Genomic DNA, 17,638 nt, shown 5'->3' on the forward strand with positions numbered 1-17,638 from the left:
GCCGTACCCCTTCGTCCGATGCGGCCGGCCCGTTCGACGGGACCGGCCCCGGGCCTTCCTACAGGCCGTACTTCTCCCGGGCCTCCTTGACCGCCGAGGCCTTCACCTCGCCGCGCCGGGCGAGCTGGGCCAGGGCTGCCACGACGATCGACTCGGCGTCGACGCCGAAGTGGCGGCGGGCGGCCTCACGGGTGTCCGACAGGCCGAAGCCGTCGGCGCCCAGCGAAGACCAGTCCTGCTCGACCCACTGCGCGATCTGGTCCGGGACCTGGCGCATGTAGTCGGAGACCGCGAGGACCGGGCCCTCGGCGCCCTGGAGCGCCTGCCGGACGAACGGCACCCGCTCCTCGCCCCGCAGCAGCGCGGCGTCCGCGTCCAGGGCGTCCCGGCGCAGCTCGCTCCAGGACGTCGCGGACCACACGTCGGCGGCCACGCCCCACTCCTCGGCGAGCAGCTTCTGGGCCCTGAGCGCCCAGTGGATCGCCGTACCGGAGCCCAGCAGCTGGATCCGCGGGGCGTTCGCCGGGACGGTCAGGCCCGCCGTCTCGGCGGTGTTGAAGCGGTACAGGCCCTTGACGATGCCCTCGTCGATGCCGAGACCGGCCGGCTTCGCGGGCTGCGGCAGCGGCTCGTTGTAGACGGTGAGGTAGTAGAAGACGTTCTGGTCCTCGCCCGGCGCGGCCTCGCCGTACATGCGGCGCAGGCCGTCCCTGACGATGGCCGCGACCTCGTACGCGAAGGCCGGGTCGTAGGTCAGCGCCGCCGGGTTGGTCGCGGCGATGACGGGGGAGTGGCCGTCGGCGTGCTGGAGGCCCTCACCGGTCAGCGTGGTGCGGCCGGCCGTGGCGCCGACCAGGAAGCCGCGGCCGAGCTGGTCGCCGAGCTGCCACATCTGGTCGGCGGTGCGCTGCCAGCCGAACATCGAGTAGAAGATGTAGAACGGGATCATCGTCTCGCCGTGCGTCGCGTACGCGGTGGACGCGGCGATGAAGTCGGCCATCGAACCGGCCTCGGTGATCCCCTCGTTGAGGATCTGGCCGTTCTTGGCCTCCTTGTAGTACATCAGCTGGTCGCGGTCGACCGGCTCGTACGTCTGGCCCTTGGGCGAGTAGATGCCGAGCGAGGGGAACAGCGACTCCATGCCGAAGGTGCGCGCCTCGTCGGGGACGATCGGCACCCAGCGCTTCCCGGTCTCCTTGTCCCGGACCAGGTCCTTGACCAGGCGCACGAACGCCATCGTGGTGGCGACGTTCTGCGTGCCGGAGCCCTTGTCGAAGGCCGCGAACGCCTTCTCGGCGGGCGCGGGCAGCGGGGCGACGGGGTGCACCCGGCGGGCCGGGGCCGGGCCGCCGAGGGCCGCGCGGCGCTCCTGGAGGTAGCGGACCTCGGGGGAGTCGGCGCCGGGGTGGCCGTAGGGCACCTGGCCGTCGACGAAGGCGCTGTCGGAGATGGGCAGTTCGAGCAGGTCGCGCATCGCCTTGAACTCGTCCACCGTCAGCTTCTTCATCTGGTGGTTGGCGTTCTTCGACGCGAAGCCCTCGCCGAGGGTGTGGCCCTTGACCGTCTGGGCCAGGATCACGGTCGGCGCGCCCTTGTGCTCCACGGCGGCCTTGTACGCGGCGTAGACCTTGCGCGCCTCGTGGCCACCGCGGGAGAGGTGGAAGCACTCGAGGATCTTGTCGTCGCTCAGCAGCTTCGCCATCTCGGCGAGCGCCGGGTCCTTGCCGAAGAAGTCCTCGCGGATGTAGGCCGCCCCACGGGTCTGGTACGTCTGGACCTGGGCGTCCGGCACCTCGCGCAGGCGACGGACCAGCGCGCCCGTGGTGTCGAGGGCGAACAGCTCGTCCCAGGCCGTGCCCCACAGCGTCTTGACGACGTTCCAGCCGGCGCCGCGGAACTGGGCCTCCAGCTCCTGCACGATCTTGAAGTTGGCGCGGACCGGGCCGTCGAGGCGCTGCAGGTTGCAGTTGATGACGAAGGTGAGGTTGTCCAGCTCCTCACGGGCGGCGAGCGCGAGGGCCGCCGTCGACTCCGGCTCGTCCATCTCGCCGTCGCCGAGGAACGCCCACACGTGCGACGCGGAGACGTCCTTGATGCCGCGGCTGGTGAGGTAGCGGTTGAAGCGCGCCTGGTAGATGGCGGAGAGCGGACCCAGGCCCATGGAGACGGTGGGGAACTCCCACAGCCAGGGCAGGCGGCGCGGGTGCGGGTACGAGGGCAGGCCGTTGCCGCCGGCCTCCTGGCGGAAGTTGTCCAGGTGCGTCTCGTCCAGGCGGCCGTCGAGGAAGGCACGGGCGTAGATGCCGGGGGAGGCGTGGCCCTGGATGTACAGCTGGTCGCCGGAGCCGTCCCGCTCCTTGCCCTGGAAGAAGTGGTTGAAGCCGGTCTCGTACAGCCAGGCCGCGGAGGCGAAGGTGGCGATGTGGCCGCCCACGCCGTGCTTGCTGCCGCGGGTCACCATCGCGGCCGCGTTCCAGCGGTTCCAGGCGGTGATCTTCCGCTCCATCTCCTCGTCACCCGGCACGGACGGCTCGGCGGCGGTGGGGATGGTGTTGACGTAGTCGGTCTCGAGGAGCTTCGGCAGCGCGATGCCGGCGCCCTCGGCGCGCTCCAGCGTGCGGCGCATCAGGTACGCGGCACGGTGCGGCCCGGCCGCCTTGGCGACCGCGTCCAGGGAGGCCTGCCATTCGGCGGTCTCCTCCGGGTCACGGTCCGGGAGCTGGTCGAGCGCGCTCGGCTGGATGGCTTTGGGGTCGGTCATGTCGCCGCCTTCCTCAGTCGAAGGGGGTTCCCTCATCGGTAAGGGTTCGGGGTGCCCTTGGTCTTTGGCAGGACAGGGCGAGGGCTCCGGTGGGAGTCCGTCGGTGACTCTAACTCCCTGATCGATGATCGATCAAAGGGTTGAGGTCGAAAACCTCTTGATCACGAGAAAGTAGGCACGCGGTGCCTTGGCGGCGGGCACCGCGTGCCGCATTTTTGCACTGTTTCCGCAGGTGAGCGCGAGGATGCTCGGCTGGGTCAGGCCCGCGGCGCGCAGCCCAGCACGTGCGCCTTGACCAGCTCGGCGATCCGCGGGTCCCGCCGCTTGAACGCCTCCACCAGCTCCTGGTGCTCCTCGGCGTACGACTGCTGGACCGTGCCCAGCCAGCGGATGGACAGCGCCGTGAACACCTCGATGCCGAGGCCCTCCCAGGTGTGCAGCAGCACCGAGTTTCCGGCCGCGCGGACCAGCTCCCGGTGGAAGCCCACGGTGTGCCGCACCTGGGCCGTGCCGTCCGCCCGGCGGTCCGCGTCGTACAGGGCGACGACGTGCGGCTCCAGGGCCGAGCAGTCCTGCGCCAGCCGGTCGGCCGCCAGTTCCGCCGCGATGGCCTCCAGACCGGCCCGGACCGGGTAGCTCTCCTCAAGGTCGGCCGCGGTCAGATTGCGCACCCGCACGCCCTTGTTCGGCGCCGACTCGATCAGCCGCAGCGACTCCAGCTCGCGCAGCGCCTCACGCACCGGCGTCTGGCTGACCTCCAGCTCGGTCGCGATCCGCCGCTCGACGATCCGCTCGCCCGGCTTCCAGCGCCCGCTGACGATCCCCTCCACGATGTGCTCGCGGATCTGCTCGCGCAGCGAGTGGACGACGGGCGCGGTCATGAGGGCTCCTTAAGGAGGGGCCCAGGGCCCCCGGGGGCGTTGACGCTTAGACAATACGGCCGCGAGACCGCGCGGGAAGGGCGCACGGGGGCGCTTTCCCGCAGGTGAGACGAGGCTTACACGCCGCCGGGCCGACAAAGGCGGCGCCCCCGCCCGGAAAGTCCGGACGGGGGCGCCGCAGGCCTCGGTCACCTGTCGGTGGCTCAGAGCCCGAGCTCGACCTCGAACTCGCCGGCCTCGAGGATCGCCTTGACCGCCGTCAGGTAACGGGCCGCGTCGGCGCCGTCCACCAGGCGGTGGTCGTAGGAGAGGGTCAGGTAGGTCATGTCGCGGACGCCGATGACCGTGCCCTCCTCGGTCTCGATGACGGCCGGGCGCTTGACGGTGGCGCCGATGCCGAGGATCGCGACCTGCCCCGGCGGCACGATGATCGTGTCGAACAGCGCGCCGCGCGAGCCGGTGTTGCTGATGGTGAAGGTCGCACCGGACAGCTCGTCCGGCGTGATCTTGCTGGCCCGGACCTTGCCCGCCAGGTCGGCGGTGGCCTTGGCGATACCGGCGAGGTTCAGGTCGCCGGCGTTCTTGATGACCGGGGTCATCAGGCCCTTCTCGGAGTCCACCGCGATACCGACGTTCTCGGTGTCGAAGTAGGTGATGGTCCCCTCGGCCTCGTTGATCCGGGCGTTGATGGCCGGGTGGGCCTTCAGCGCCTGGGCGGCGGCCTTGACGAAGAACGGCATCGGCGAGAGCTTGACGCCCTCGCGGGCGGCGAAGGAGTCCTTCGCGCGGCCGCGCAGCTTCATCAGGCGGGTGACGTCGACCTCGACCACCGAGGACAGCTGGGCCTGCTCGTGCAGGGCCTTGACCATGTTGTCGCCGATGACCTTGCGGATCCGCGGCATCTTCACGGTCTGGCCGCGCAGCGGGGAGGCCTCCAGGACCGGGGCCTTCTTCGCGGCGGCGGCCGGGGCCGGGGCGGCCGCGGCGGCCTTCGCGGCCTCGGCGGCGGCGATGACGTCCTGCTTGCGGATGCGGCCGCCGACACCGGTGCCCTTGACGGTGGACAGGTCGACGCCGTTCTCGGCGGCGAGCTTGCGCACCAGCGGGGTCACGTACGCGCCCTCGTCGGTCGCCTGGGCGGCGGCCGGAGCGGCAGCCGGGGCCGGGGTGACCGGGGCGGGAGCCGGGGCGGGAGTGGCGGGCTGGGCCGGGGCGGCGGGCTGGGCCGGGGCGGGGGCTGCGGCGGGAGCCGGGGCCGGAGCCGGGGCGGGGGCCGGAGCAGCCGGGGCCGCGGGGGCGGCCGGGGCCTCGGCGGCGGGCGCCGGAGCCGGGGCGGCGGGGGCCTCGGCGGCCGCGGGAGCGGCACCCGGGGCGCCGATGACGGCGAGCTTGGCGCCGACCTCGGCGGTCTCGTCCTCGCCGACGGTGATCTCCAGCAGCACACCGGAGGTGGGCGCCGGGATCTCGGTGTCGACCTTGTCCGTGGACACCTCGAGCAGCGGCTCGTCGGCCTCGACGGAGTCGCCGACCGACTTCAGCCAGCGGGTGACGGTGCCCTCGGTGACGGACTCGCCGAGCGCGGGCAGGACCACGTCCGTGCCCTCGGCGGAGCCGGCACCGGCGGTGGCCTCGGCGGTCGGAGCCGGGGTGGGGGCCGCCTGCTCGGTGGAGGGGGCGGCCGCAGCGGGGGCCGGGGCCGGCTCGGGCTCGGCCGCCGGGGCCTCGGCGGCGGCGGGGGCCGGGGCGGCCGCGGGGGCGCCGGAGCCGTCGTCGATCAGCGCCAGCTCGGCGCCGACCTCGACCGTCTCGTCCTCGGCGACCTTGATCGAGGCCAGTACGCCGGAGGCGGGGGCCGGGATCTCGGTGTCGACCTTGTCGGTCGACACCTCGAGCAGCGGCTCGTCGGCCTCTACGCGCTCGCCCTCGGCCTTCAGCCAGCGGGTGACAGTGCCCTCGGTGACGCTCTCACCGAGCGCCGGAAGGGTTACGGAAACCGCCATGGTTTCGGTTGCTCCTTACGGATGGGTTCCCCGCCCGGTTCCCGAGGAGTCGGAAACCGGGGGGAAGCGGAAGTCTGTGTCGTCGCGCCCGGTGACTGAGGGCGTCAGTCGTGGGAGTGAAGCGGCTTGCCGGCCAGGGCCAGGTGGGCCTCGCCGAGCGCCTCGTTCTGCGTCGGGTGGGCGTGGATGAGCTGGGCGACCTCGGCCGGCAGCGCCTCCCAGTTGTAGATCAGCTGAGCCTCGCCGACCTGCTCGCCCATGCGGTCACCGACCATGTGGACGCCGACCACGGCACCGTCCTTGACCTGGACGAGCTTGATCTCGCCCGCGGTCTTGAGGATCTTGCTCTTGCCGTTGCCCGCCAGGTTGTACTTCAGAGCGACGACCTTGTCCGCGCCGTAGATCTCCTTGGCCTTGGCCTCGGTGATGCCGACGGAGGCGACCTCCGGGTGGCAGTACGTCACCCGAGGGACACCGTCGTAGTCGATCGGGACGGTCTTCAGACCGGCCAGCCGCTCCGCCACCAGGATGCCCTCGGCGAAGCCGACGTGCGCGAGCTGGAGGGTCGGGACCAGGTCGCCGACGGCGGAGACGGTCGGAACGTTGGTGCGCATGTACTCGTCGACGAGGACGTAGCCGCGGTCCATGGCGACCCCGGCCTCCTCGTAGCCCAGGCCCTGCGAGACCGGGCCGCGGCCGACGGCGACGAGGAGGACCTCGGCCTCGAACTCCTTGCCGTCGGCGAGGGTGACCTTGACACCGTCCTGGGTGTACTCGGCCTTCTGGAAGAAGGTGCCCAGGTTGAACTTGATGCCGCGCTTGCGGAAGGCGCGCTCGAGGAGCTTGGAGGAGTTCTCGTCCTCGACCGGGACGAGGTGCTTCAGACCCTCGATGACCGTCACGTCCGCACCGAAGGACTTCCACGCGGAGGCGAACTCGACACCGATGACACCGCCGCCGAGGATGATCGCGGACTTGGGCACGCGGTCCAGGACGAGGGCGTGGTCGGAGGAGATGATGCGGTTGCCGTCGATCTCCAGGCCCGGCAGCGACTTCGGCACGGAGCCGGTCGCCAGGAGGACGTGACGGCCCTGGACGCGGCGGCCGTTGACGTCGACGGAGGTCGGGGACGACAGCCGGCCCTCGCCCTCGATGTAGGTCACCTTGCGGGAGGCGACCAGGCCCTGCAGGCCCTTGTACAGGCCGGCGATGACGTCGTCCTTGTACTTGTGGACGCCCGCGATGTCGATGCCCTCGAACGAGGTCTTGACACCGAACTGCTCGGCCTCGCGCGCCTGGTCGGCGATCTCGCCGGCGTGCAGCAGGGCCTTGGTGGGAATGCAGCCGTTGTGCAGGCAGGTGCCGCCGAGCTTGCTCTTCTCGATCAGGGCGACGTCCAGGCCCAGCTGCGCCCCGCGCAGGGCCGCGGCGTAACCACCGCTACCACCGCCGAGGATCACTAGGTCGAAAACGGTGCTGGCGTCGTTCGCCACGTCACGTCCTCCATGCATGTGCGCCACGCCGGTCAGCACTGACCGGTCGGCGGCTGGTGTCCGGCCGCTCTTCTTCGGCCCTGTGGTGGGGCCCTGTCCTGCCGTGCCCCATCTTCGCACTTGTCGGGAGTGAACGAGACGCCGGGCCGGAGTGTGATGCGTCCCACCTCACGGCGGGCGGCGGGCGGTCCGGCCCGCAGGGGCGCGGGAACTGCGTGATCAGCTCCCGCGCCCCCGGCGTCCGCGCCATGACGGCCGGACGGAACCGTACGACGGACCTCAGCCGAGGTCGCCCGCCGCGGTCAGCTCCGCCAGCCGCACCAGCGTCCGCACCCCGCTGCCCGTGCCGCCCTTCGGCGTGTACCCGAAGGGGCCCTGCTCGTTGAAGGCCGGGCCTGCGATGTCGAGGTGGGCCCAGGTGATTCCCTCGCCGATGAACTCGCGCAGGAACAGGCCGGCGACCAGGCCGCCGCCCATGCGCTCGCCCATGTTGGCGATGTCGGCGGTGGGGGAGTCCATGCCCTTGCGCAGGTGCTCCGGCAGCGGCATCGGCCAGGCCTCCTCGCCGACCTCCTCGGCCGCCTCGTGGATCGCGGAGCGGAACGCCTCGTCGTTCGCCATGATCCCGAAGGTGCGGTTGCCGAGCGCCAGCACCATCGCGCCGGTCAGCGTCGCCACGTCGACGATCGCGTCCGGCTTCTCCTGGGAGGCGGCCCACAGCGCGTCCGCGAGGACGAGCCGGCCCTCGGCGTCGGTGTTGAGCACCTCCACCGTCTTACCGCTGTACATGCGCAGCACGTCACCCGGGCGGGTGGCGGAGCCGGAGGGCATGTTCTCGGCCAGCGCCAGCCAGCCGGTGACGTTGACCTCCAGGCCGAGACGGGCGGCCGCGACGACGGCGGCGAACACGGCGGCCGCACCGCTCATGTCGCACTTCATCGTCTCGTTGTGGCCGGCCGGCTTCAGCGAGATGCCGCCCGAGTCGTAGGTGATGCCCTTGCCGACGAGGGCCAGGTGCTTCTTCGCCTTGGAGTGGGTGTACGACAGCTTCACCAGCCGCGGTGCCGCCGCCGAGCCGGAGCCGACCCCGAGGATGCCGCCGTAGCCGCCCTTGGCGAGCGCCTTCTCGTCGAGCACCTGGACCTTCAGGCCGTGGTCCTTGGCCGCGCCCTGGGCGATCGCGGCGAACGACGCCGGGTACAGGTCGTTGGGCGGGGTGTTGACGAGGTCGCGGGCCCGGTTCAGCTCCTCGGCGACGGCCACGGCACGCTCGACGGCCGCCTTGTACGCCTTGTCGCGGGGCCTGCCGCCGAGCAGGACCGCCTCGGCCAGCGGCGCCTTGCCGTTCCTGGCGTCCTTGCCGTTCTCCTTGTACGTGTCGAAGGAGTACGCGCCGAGCAGCGCACCCTCGGCGATCGCGCCGACGTCGGCGGCGTCCGCGAGCGGCAGGGCGAAGCCGGCCTTCTTCGTGCCGGACAGGGCGCGGGCGGCCGCGCCGGCGGCCCGGCGCAGCGCCTCGGCGCCGTACTCGGCGTCCTTCTCCGGCTGGGCGCCGAGGCCGACCGCCACCACGAGCGGGGCCTTGAACCCGGACGGCGCGGGAACCTTCGTCACCTCGCCCTCGGCACCGGAGGCACCGAGGGTCTCCAGGACGCCGGCGAGCCCGCCGTCGTACGCCGTGTCCACGGCCTCGGCGCCCGGTGCGACGACCGGGCCCTTGGTGCCCTTGGCGACACCGATCACGATCGCGTCGGCCCGCAGGCCAGGCGCCGCGGCGGTGCTGAGAGTGAGAGCAGTCACGGTGGTGAAATCTCGCTTCCCTGTAAAGGTGGTGTGGCCGAATGCGGATGGGTCGACCGGGCCCGACAACCGACCCTAGATCCCTCCTGCTGTGCGGTCTTTACCTGGTCGGGTAAACAACCGGCACGAGCCTACGCGCGGTACGCGTCCGATCGTTCCTGCGGGTGTTCACCCGGTGGTGGCGCGGTGGACACCTTCCGGTCCGCACCTGTGCGGGCGGGGCCCGCCGCAGTGGCTCCGGCGGGCGGTCCGCCCCGCTCGGGCCCCGGGGCCAACTGCCCCTCGCCGCGGGCGAATCGGTGATCGTTCGCAAGTACCCCGGCCCAGGGGGAGTCCAGGGTCACCCCAGGGACAGCAGCACGAGGGCGGTGGTGGCCGCGGTCTCGGCGAGCCCGCCGAAGACGTCCCCGGTCACGCCGCCGAAGCGGCGCGTGCAGTGACGCAGCAGCAGCTCGGCCGCGGCCACGGCGGCGAGGACCGCGCCCGCGGCCCGGACCCCGTCGTACACCCCGGACAGCGCGCCCCCGGCGGCGGCCGCGCCGACCACGAGCAGCGCGGCGAGCAGCGCCCCGCGCCGCGGCACCACCCCCGCGACCGCGGCCCCCAGCCCCTCCGGACGGGCGGCCGGCACCCCGGCGCGCGCGGCCAGGGTCAGCGCGAGCCGGGCGGCGGTCGCCGCGACGACGGCGGCGAGCGCGCCCCGGGCCCATGAGACTCCGTAGGCCTGGGTGAGGGCGGCGACCTGGGCCAGCAGGGTGAGGACCAGGGTGATCACCCCGAACGGCCCGATGTCGGACTGCTTCATGATGCGCAGCGCGTCCTCGGCGGGCTTGCCGCTGCCGAGCCCGTCGGCGGTGTCGGCGAGCCCGTCGAGGTGCAGCCCGCGGGTGAGCGCGGCGGGCACGGCGGCGGTGGCGACGGCGGCGAGCAGCGGGCCCGCGCCGAGGAGGAGCAGCAGCAGGCCGAGCGCCGCGGCGGCCGCGCCGACCACGATCCCGGCGAGCGGCGCGCAGAGCATCCCGGCGCGCGCGGCCTCGCGGTCCCAGCGGGCCACCCGGACCGGCAGCACGGTGAGGGTGCCGAAGGCGAACCGGAGCCCGGGCAGCGGCGGGGTCGGCGGGAGCTCGGTCACGCGGGCAGACTACGGCAGGGCCGGCCGGCCGCCGGTGGGCGGGCGGTCCGCCGGGGGAGGCGGCAGACTGCCCCCATGGGGCACTGGCTGGAGCGGAACATCGTCGAACCCGGCAAGCTGCCCCTGCTCCTCGCCCTCACCGCCTTCGTCCTCACCTTCGCCGTGACGCGGACCGTCACCCGCCTCATCCGGGCCGGGAAGGGCCCCTTCGGCAACGTGCGGGCCGGCGGTCTGCACATCCACCACGTCGTCCCCGGCGTCGTCCTCACCGTCGTCGGCGGCTTCGGCGCGGTCGCCAGCGGCCGCCAGGGCGTCGGCGCCGCCGTCTTCGCGGTCGTCTTCGGGATGGGCGCGGGGCTGGTCCTGGACGAGTTCGCGCTGATCCTGCACCTGGACGACGTCTACTGGACCGAGGCCGGCCGGCAGAGCGTGGAGGTGGTGGTCCTCACCGTGGCCCTGGTCGGGCTGGTCCTCGCGGGCTTCGCGCCGTTCGGCGTCAACGACCTGTCCCAGGACGAAGTGCAGAACCGGGGCACGGTGATCGCGACCGTCGTCGGCAACTTCCTGTTCTCACTGGTCGCGCTCTACAAGGGCAAGGCCCGCCTGGCCGTCCTCGGGATCGTCGTCCCCGCGATCGCGCTGGTCGGCGCGGTCCGGCTGGCCCGGCCCGGCTCGCCCTGGGCCAGGCACTTCTACCGCCGCCGCCCGCGCGCCCGGGCCCGCTCCAGTCTGCGTGCCTACCACCACGACCGGCGCTGGGCCGGTCCCCGCCGCCGGGTCCAGGACTGGATCGGCGGCAAGCCGGACGAGGAGATCACCCGCCTCCCGGGTCACTCGTGACCGGCGCGGCGCCCGGCCAGGCCCCGCGGACCCGGTGCCGCACCGCCGAGAGCGCGCACAGCGCCGCCACCCCGGCGATCGCCGCGAGATGCTCCTTGCCCGCGAGGTTCTCGCGCAGGGCCACCTCGATCGCCATCGCCGCGACCACCGCGCCCGCGGTGACGTACGCCCCGTACCGCCAGCCGAGGTAGACCGCGAGCCCCACCACGGCCGCCGACGGGCCGGCGTCCACCACCCGCGCGTCCGTGGCCGGCAGCCCCAGCGGGCGGAGCGGCCCCAGGGCGATGCCGATGCGCGCGTACAGGGTGCCGGCGAGGGTGGCGGTGTAGGCGAGGGCGAGCGTCCGCCACCGGCCCAGGCAGATCTCGGCCATGCCGAACACGCACAGGATCTGCGCCAGCGCGCCCCAGCACGGCAGGTCCAGGGCCGGCACGAACAGCGACAGCGGGGTACGCAGCAGCGCGACCCCCAGCGGGTCCGCGGCCCGGACCGCCCCGAGGTGCTGGACGGCGTCGTGGCCCCACGGCCGGTGCTGCGCGAAGTGGAGCACCCCGGTCAGGCACACCGCGCCCACCGTCAGGGGCACCGCCCGCAGGCGCCGCTCCCGCAGCGGCCCGCGAACGGCGACGTACAGCGGACCCCATTCGGCGCGGACCCAGCGGGCGAGGACTCTCATCGGTGCGTCTCCAGGTGCTCGCGGTGCAGCCACTTCGGCAGGCCCGGCGTCCCCGGCCCGGCCGTCAGGAACCCCTCCGCGCGCGCCGACGCGAGGCCGATGCGCAGCAGGTCCCCGCTCTTCTCGAAGAGCAGGTACCTCGGCTCCCAGATGGGCCGGTACTTGGCGTTGGCGCGGTACAGCGACTCGATCTGCCACCAGCGGGAGAAGAAGCTGAGCAGCGAACGCCACAGCCGCAGCACCGGCCCGGCGCCCAGGCGGGCGCCACGTTCGAAGACCGAACGGAACATCGCGAAGTTGAGCGAAACCTGCGTGATCTCCATCTCCCGGGCGCGGCGCAGGAGTTCCAGCACCATGAACTCCATCAGCCCGTTCTCGCAGTGGCGGTCGCGGCGCATGAGGTCCAGGGACAGCCCGTGCGGCCCCCACGGCACGAAGGAGAGCAGAGCCCGCAGTTCGCCCTCGGCGTCGCGGCACTCGAGCATCACGCACCGCCCGTCCTCGGGATCGCCGAGCCGTCCCAGCGCCATGCTGAACCCGCGCTCGGTGGCCCCGTCCCGCCAGTCGTCCGCCCGCCCGACGAGGTACGCCATCTCGCCGGCCGGGATCTCCTCGTGCCGCCGGACGCGCACGGTGTACCCGGCCCGCCGCACCCGGTTGTAGGCCTGCCGCACGGTCCGCATGGCCCGGCCCTCCAGCGTGAACTCGGCGACCTCCACCACGGCCTCGTCGCCCAGTTCGAGGGCGTCGAGGCCGTGTCGCGCGTACACGGTCCCCGCCTCCTCGCTCGCCCCCATCACGGCCGGGATCCACCCGTGCGCCCGCGCCTCGGCGAGCCACGGCCCGATGGCGCCGGGCCAGGCCTCGGGGTCGCCGAGCGGGTCCCCCGAGGCCAGGGACACCCCGCCGACCACGCGGTAGGCGACGGCGGCCTTGCCGGTCGGGGACCACAGCACGCTCTTCTCCCGGCGCAGCGCGAAGTAGCCGAGCGAGTCCCGCTCACCGTGCCGCGCCAGCAGCTCCCGCAGCCGCTTCTCGTCGTCCTCGGTGAGCGGGTCGACGGCGCGCCGGGAACGGAAGGCGGCGTACAGGACGGCGAGGACCAGGGCCGTGGAGAGCACGTTGACGGCGACGTTCGCCCAGTTGGGCGTGTCGATGCCGGGGAAATGGGACTCCGAGGCGGCGACCGAGACCAGCCGCAGCGTGCCGTAGTGCCAGCGCTCGGCGAACGTCGAACGGGCCGCGTCCGGCGCCTGGTTGGTGGCCGTCACCAGCAGCGCGGCGAGCAGCGAGGACACCAGCAGACCGCCCACCGCGACGACGGCGGCGAGCCTCGGGTTGGACCGGTCGCCCTTGGCGTAGAACTCCCGCCGCCCCACGAGCAGCGCGGCGACGAAGGCGGCGGTGAGGGCGAGGGAGATCCAGTTCTGCGCGCTGCGGCGGATCTCCGGGAAGGTCATGGCGAGGCCGAACAGCGCCAGGAACGGGCCGCTGAGCCCGAGGTTCAGGATCCAGGACGCCCGCTTGCGGCGGCGCATGGTGATGGCGAGGAACGTGGCGAACACGCCGGAGGCGAAGCCGGCGGTGAGCAGGTACGGCGTGAACAGGTTCTCCTGGTTGTGCCGGCGCACGTCCTGGCCCAGGGAGACCCACACCGCGCTGAGGAAGTTGACGAACGCAACGCCCCGCAGGTACCAGACGGCGAACGCGGCGGCCCTCCGCGCGTGCGGGCGGGCCCGCCGGTCGCTCTCGGTCACGCCGGCCGGAGCCCGCTCCTCACGTACCGCAATTCGGGCATCTCCCATAAGAGGCGATCATATGGGTGCCGCCCCGGCGAACGGCTCTTTTCCGTCCGCCGTCCGCCCTACTCCATCGCCTCGCCCGCCCCGTCCGCTTCGTCGGCCTCGCCCTTCTCCGGCTCCGCGGCCTCCTCGTCCCGCTCGGGAAGCTCGGCGGCCAGGGCGGCGGCGCTCTGCACCAGGGGCAGCGCCAGCAGCGCTCCCGTCCCCTCGCCGACGGTCAGCCCCTGCTCCAGCAGCGGCTCCAGCGCCATCCGGTCCAGCGCCTTCACCTGACCCGGCTCCCCGCTGCCGTGGCCCGCGAGCCACCAGTCCGGCGCCCGGAACGCCACCCGCTGGCCCACCAGCGCGCACGCGGCCGACACCACCCCGTCCAGGATCACCGGCAGCTTGCGCACCGCGCACTGGAGCAGGAACCCGGTCGTCGCCGCGAGGTCGGCCCCGCCCACCGTGGCCAGCAGCTGCAACTGGTCCCCGAGGACCGGCCGCGCCCGCCGCAGCGCGTCCCGGATCGCCGCGCACTTGCGCATCCACGCCAGGTCGTCGATCGCCTCGCCGCCCCGCCCGGTCACCACCGAGGCGTCCGTCCCGCACAGCGCGGCGACCAGCACGGCCGCCGACGTGGTCCCGCCCACGCTCACATCGCCCAGGACCACCAGATCCGTACCGGAGTCGGCCTCCTCGTCGGCCACCGCGACCCCCGCCCGGAACGCGGCCTCCGCCTCCTCCAGGGTGAGCGCGTCCTCCACGTCGATGCGCCCGCTGCCGCGCCGCACCCGGTGCCGTACGACGTCCCCGGGCAGCGCCCCGGGGTCGCAGTCCAGCGCCATGTCCACCACCCGCACCGGGACGCCGAGCCGCCGCGCCAGCACGGACACCGGCCGGCCGCCCTCCAGGACCGCGCGCACCAGGTGCACGGCACTGCCCGCCGGTCGCGCCGACACGCCGAGTCCGGCGACGCCGTGGTCGCCGGCGAACAGCACCACCCGCGGCTGTTCGACCGGCCGCACCGGCACCACGCCCTGCGCCGCGGCCAGCCACTCACCCAGGTCGTCGAGTCGGCCCAGCGCGGCGGGCGGCACGGTCCGACGCTCCCGGCGGTCCTCCGCGTCACGGCGCACACCGCCGTCGGGACGCTCGATCAGATCGGTGAAGTCGTCGAGGTTAAGCGAGCTCATTCGCCGAACAGTACCGGCAGCGATCGAACGGGACGGCGCCACATCGGCAGCACACCCCCGCCGCGTGATTGCACCCAAGATCCCGATCCCATACGTTCCCTTTGCAGCGGATTGTCGTACATCCCTGCGGTACGCCCCTCGCGCCCCACCGGGAGCCGCCCATGCCGCCTCTGCCGTACGCCCCGCGCGACTACGACCCGCGCCGCATCGCGTACGCCGCCGAACTCGCCGAGGGCACCGGCCGGTTCCACGAGCCGCGCCGCGCGGACTGCCCCTGGTGCGGCTCCGGGCGGCTGCGCACCCGGCTGAGCGCGCCCGACCTGATGCAGCACAAGCCGGGCACGTTCGTGCTGGACCAGTGCCGGGACTGCGGGCACAGCTTCCAGAACCCCCGGCTCACCGGGGCGGGACTGGCCTTCTACCACCGGGACTTCGGCGAGGACGACGCGCGGGGACTGACCGAACGCGTCCTCGCCGCCGCGCGGGGCGACCGGCGGCACCGCACGGTCGCGCACCTGATGCGGAACGTGGGGGAGCCGGAGAGCTGGCTGGACGTCGGCACGGGCCACGCCCACTTCCCGCGGGCGGCGCGCGAGGTCTTCCCGTACACGTCCTTCGACGGGCTGGACCCCACCCTGCGCGTGGTGCGGGCCCGCGACGCCGGATGGATCGAGGAGGCCCACGTCGGCCACCTGGCCGACCCGCACCTCGTGGCCCGGCTGCGCGCCCGCTACGACGTGGTGAGCGTCTTCCAGCACCTCGCGCACGTCCCGGACCCGCGAGCGGAGCTGGACGCGGCCCTCGCCGTCCTGCGCCCGGGCGGGCACCTGCTGATCGAACTCCCCGACCCGCGCAGCGCGTTCGCCCGGCTGCTGGGCAGGTGGTGGCTGTCCCACGGCCAGCCGCGCCATCTGCATCTGCTGCCGCTGAACAACCTGTGCGCGGAACTGGAGGCGCGCGGCTGCACGGTCCTCGTCGTCGACCGCCGCGGCCCCCACACCCCGTACGACCTCGCGGCGGCCCTCGCCCTGGCCGTCACCCACGCGCTGCCCGCGGCGGACGCTCCCTGGCTCCCAGAACCGGCCGGCGGTCCGCGGTGCCTGCTGCGGGCGGTCCTGACCGGAGCGGCCGGCCCGCTCGTGGCCGCGGCGGCGGCCGTGGACCACGCCCTGGCCCCGCTGCTGCGCCGCACCCCCTTCTCCAACGCCTACCGGGTCGTCGCCCGCCGGGACACGGCCTGAACCGGACCGCCTCCTGTGTCCCGCCGCCTGCGCCCCGCCCCCTGTGTCCTGGCCGCCCCCTGTGTCCTGGCCGCCTCCCGTGTCCTGGCCGCCTCCCGTGTCCCGGTCCCGGAACCTCCCCGTCCGAACCGCTTTCAGCCCCGCAGCGGGAGCGCCTGGCCCGCGACCACCAGCAGGACGTGCTCGCACTCGCCGGCGAACGCGGCGTTCAGGCGGCCGAGTTCGTCGCGGTAGCGCCGTCCCGACGACGTGGCCGGCACGATGCCCGAGCCAACCTCGTTGGAGACGGCGACCACGGTCCGCCGTGTCGCCCGGACCGCCGCCGTCAGCGCCGCCACCCGCTCCCGCAGTGCCCGTTCCCCGCCGTCCGCCCATTCGGCGTCGTCCCAGGCGCCCACGGAGTCCATCGCGTCCGTCAGCCACAGGGAGAGGCAGTCGATGAGCAGCGGCGGCCCGTCCTGCTCCAGCAGCGGCACCAGATCGCAGGTCTCGACGGTGCGCCACGACGCCGGCCGGCGGTCCCGGTGCGTGGCGACCCGCGCCGCCCACTCGGTGTCGCCGCCCCGGGACCCGCCCGTCGCCACGTACAGCACGCGGGGGAAGGACTCCAGCCGCCGCTCGGCCTCCACCGACTTGCCCGACCGGGCCCCGCCCAGCACCAGCGTGCGCCGGGGCACGTCGGGCACGTCCTCGTACACGCCCACCACCAGCGTGGTGCCGTCCGGCACCGCCCGCGCCCCCGCCGCGGCCAGCCGCCGCCGCAGTTCCGGGCCGGGCGGCACGTCGTGGTCGAGGTGCACGGCGACGACGTCGGTGGTCGGGCCCACGGCCCCGACGGCGCGCAGCCTGGCCAGGGCGTCCGGCCGGCCCACGACGTCCGCGAGGACCATGTCGTAGGTCTCCGCCGACCCCTCCTCCAGCCCGGCCGGGGCGCCGCCCGGCGGCAGGTACAGCAGCCGCTGCCCGTCCGGCCCGGTCACGGAGTACCCGGTGCCGGGCGAGTCCAGCGCCACCGCGCGCACCCGATGCCCCGTCGGCAGCGGCAACTCCCGCCCGTCCGGCACCCGCCCGGGCTGCGGCAGCCCGGCCGGCACCTCGACCGCGGGCCCGTCGTGCGGGTGCGTCAGCAGCACCTGCCCCACGCCCGCCAGCGAATGCCCGGCCCGGGCGGCCGCGAACGCCGCGCCCGGTGTCAGGTCGAGCAGCAGCGCCCCGTCCACGAGCAACGCGGTCGCGGCCCGCGCGTCGGCGCCGAGCGCCGTCGCGCAGGTCGCACAGGGACAGTCGGGGCGGGGAAGTCCCGCGGGGGCACCGGTGCCAAGGAGAGTCACGTCCACGCACCCGATTTTCCAGGCCGGCCCCACCTCCCGCCCGCCGGAGTCCCTCGTGGCGGGTCCCGGCCGGGTGGATCGGCCATGGCCTCCTGACGGGGCGGGCCGCGCAGCGCATAGGGTGCGGGAGGGAGCCGGACCAAGATCCGGCTTCCGCTGTGCAGTGTGCTCACACAGGGAGGCGTACATGGTGGCATGGACGTGGCGGTTCGAGACGGCCGACGGGACGGAGGTCCAGCCGGCGGTGCAGCCCGAGGAGTTCACCACGCAGGGCGACGCCGAGTCCTGGATCGGGGAGAACTGGAAGGACCTGCGCGAGGGCGGCGCCGACCAGGTGCGGCTCTTCGAGGACGCCACGGAGATCTACGGGCCGATGAGCCTGCACGCGGACGAGTCCTCGACGTCCGGGTCCTAGTAGTGCTTCGTTACCTTGGGTGATCTCGTCTGGTGGTGGGCATCTTCCTGGCATGAGGCTGGGGGAGGTGGAACGGCTCCGGGGTGAGTTA

13 protein-coding genes are annotated in these 17,638 nt (G+C 73.7%); 3 read left to right on the top strand and 10 right to left on the bottom strand.

Going from position 1 to position 17,638, the window contains the following annotated elements; genetic code table 11:
• Window positions 1-58 precede the first annotated feature (58 nt).
• From aceE to ACF1A5_RS27160, 6 genes are all read right to left on the bottom strand, one after another.
• A complete protein-coding gene (aceE, locus tag ACF1A5_RS27135) occupies window positions 59-2,761 on the bottom strand; it encodes a pyruvate dehydrogenase (acetyl-transferring), homodimeric type (protein WP_392195498.1) in 2,703 nt (900 codons plus the stop codon).
• Window positions 2,762-3,018: 257 nt separating this feature from the next.
• Window positions 3,019-3,642 carry a GntR family transcriptional regulator gene (locus ACF1A5_RS27140; protein ID WP_392195499.1) on the bottom strand — a complete coding sequence of 208 codons (624 nt, stop codon included), beginning with the start codon at window positions 3,640-3,642 and terminating at the stop codon, window positions 3,019-3,021.
• Between the two features lie 203 nt (window positions 3,643-3,845).
• Window positions 3,846-5,642 (bottom strand): 2-oxoglutarate dehydrogenase, E2 component, dihydrolipoamide succinyltransferase, encoded by a 1,797-nt coding sequence (gene sucB, locus ACF1A5_RS27145; protein ID WP_392195500.1) that lies wholly within the window; start codon window positions 5,640-5,642, stop codon window positions 3,846-3,848.
• A gap of 104 nt (window positions 5,643-5,746) precedes the next feature.
• Window positions 5,747-7,135, bottom strand: a complete 1,389-nt coding sequence (lpdA, locus tag ACF1A5_RS27150; protein ID WP_392195501.1) for a dihydrolipoyl dehydrogenase — start codon at window positions 7,133-7,135, stop codon at window positions 5,747-5,749.
• A gap of 279 nt (window positions 7,136-7,414) precedes the next feature.
• Window positions 7,415-8,935 (bottom strand): leucyl aminopeptidase, encoded by a 1,521-nt coding sequence (locus tag ACF1A5_RS27155; RefSeq protein WP_392195502.1) that lies wholly within the window; start codon window positions 8,933-8,935, stop codon window positions 7,415-7,417.
• A gap of 340 nt (window positions 8,936-9,275) precedes the next feature.
• Window positions 9,276-10,067, bottom strand: coding sequence for an adenosylcobinamide-GDP ribazoletransferase (locus ACF1A5_RS27160; RefSeq protein WP_392195503.1), 792 nt, complete (start codon window positions 10,065-10,067; stop codon window positions 9,276-9,278).
• A 75-nt stretch (window positions 10,068-10,142) separates the two neighbouring features.
• Here ACF1A5_RS27160 and ACF1A5_RS27165 point away from each other — a divergent pair, with 75 nt between their 5' ends.
• Window positions 10,143-10,907, top strand: a complete 765-nt coding sequence (locus ACF1A5_RS27165) for a hypothetical protein (RefSeq protein ID WP_392195504.1) — start codon at window positions 10,143-10,145, stop codon at window positions 10,905-10,907.
• Here the strand turns inward: ACF1A5_RS27165 and ACF1A5_RS27170 are convergent.
• Genes ACF1A5_RS27170 through cobT form a run of 3 tightly spaced genes read right to left on the bottom strand, consistent with a single transcriptional unit; the run spans window position 10,882 to window position 14,560 of the window.
• Window positions 10,882-11,583: a hypothetical protein gene (locus ACF1A5_RS27170; protein WP_392195505.1), complete on the bottom strand. Its 702-nt coding sequence runs from the start codon at window positions 11,581-11,583 to the stop codon at window positions 10,882-10,884. The genes ACF1A5_RS27165 and ACF1A5_RS27170 overlap by 26 nt on opposite strands.
• Window positions 11,580-13,388, bottom strand: a complete 1,809-nt coding sequence (locus ACF1A5_RS27175) for a phosphatidylglycerol lysyltransferase domain-containing protein (RefSeq protein WP_392195506.1) — start codon at window positions 13,386-13,388, stop codon at window positions 11,580-11,582. Before ACF1A5_RS27175 ends, ACF1A5_RS27170 begins: the two co-directional genes overlap by 4 nt.
• 59 nt (window positions 13,389-13,447) lie before the next feature.
• Window positions 13,448-14,560: a nicotinate-nucleotide--dimethylbenzimidazole phosphoribosyltransferase gene (gene cobT / locus ACF1A5_RS27180; RefSeq protein ID WP_392195507.1), complete on the bottom strand. Its 1,113-nt coding sequence runs from the start codon at window positions 14,558-14,560 to the stop codon at window positions 13,448-13,450.
• 161 nt (window positions 14,561-14,721) lie between these two features.
• On the opposite strand from cobT, the gene ACF1A5_RS27185 reads away from it, so the two are divergent.
• On the top strand, window positions 14,722-15,801 hold the full coding sequence (locus ACF1A5_RS27185; RefSeq protein ID WP_392195508.1) for a class I SAM-dependent methyltransferase: 1,080 nt from the start codon (window positions 14,722-14,724) through the stop codon (window positions 15,799-15,801).
• A 134-nt stretch (window positions 15,802-15,935) separates the two neighbouring features.
• On the opposite strand, the gene ACF1A5_RS27190 is transcribed toward ACF1A5_RS27185, so the two are convergent.
• Window positions 15,936-17,138, bottom strand: a complete 1,203-nt coding sequence (locus ACF1A5_RS27190) for a bifunctional adenosylcobinamide kinase/adenosylcobinamide-phosphate guanylyltransferase (RefSeq protein ID WP_392195509.1) — start codon at window positions 17,136-17,138, stop codon at window positions 15,936-15,938.
• Between the two features lie 181 nt (window positions 17,139-17,319).
• Here ACF1A5_RS27190 and ACF1A5_RS27195 point away from each other — a divergent pair, with 181 nt between their 5' ends.
• Window positions 17,320-17,547: a hypothetical protein gene (locus tag ACF1A5_RS27195; protein WP_392195510.1), complete on the top strand. Its 228-nt coding sequence runs from the start codon at window positions 17,320-17,322 to the stop codon at window positions 17,545-17,547.
• Window positions 17,548-17,638: the final 91 nt, after the last annotated feature.

The organism is Streptomyces sp. NPDC014864 (assembly GCF_043081525.1).
In the GTDB taxonomy this organism is placed as follows: Bacteria; Actinomycetota; Actinomycetes; order Streptomycetales; family Streptomycetaceae; genus Streptomyces.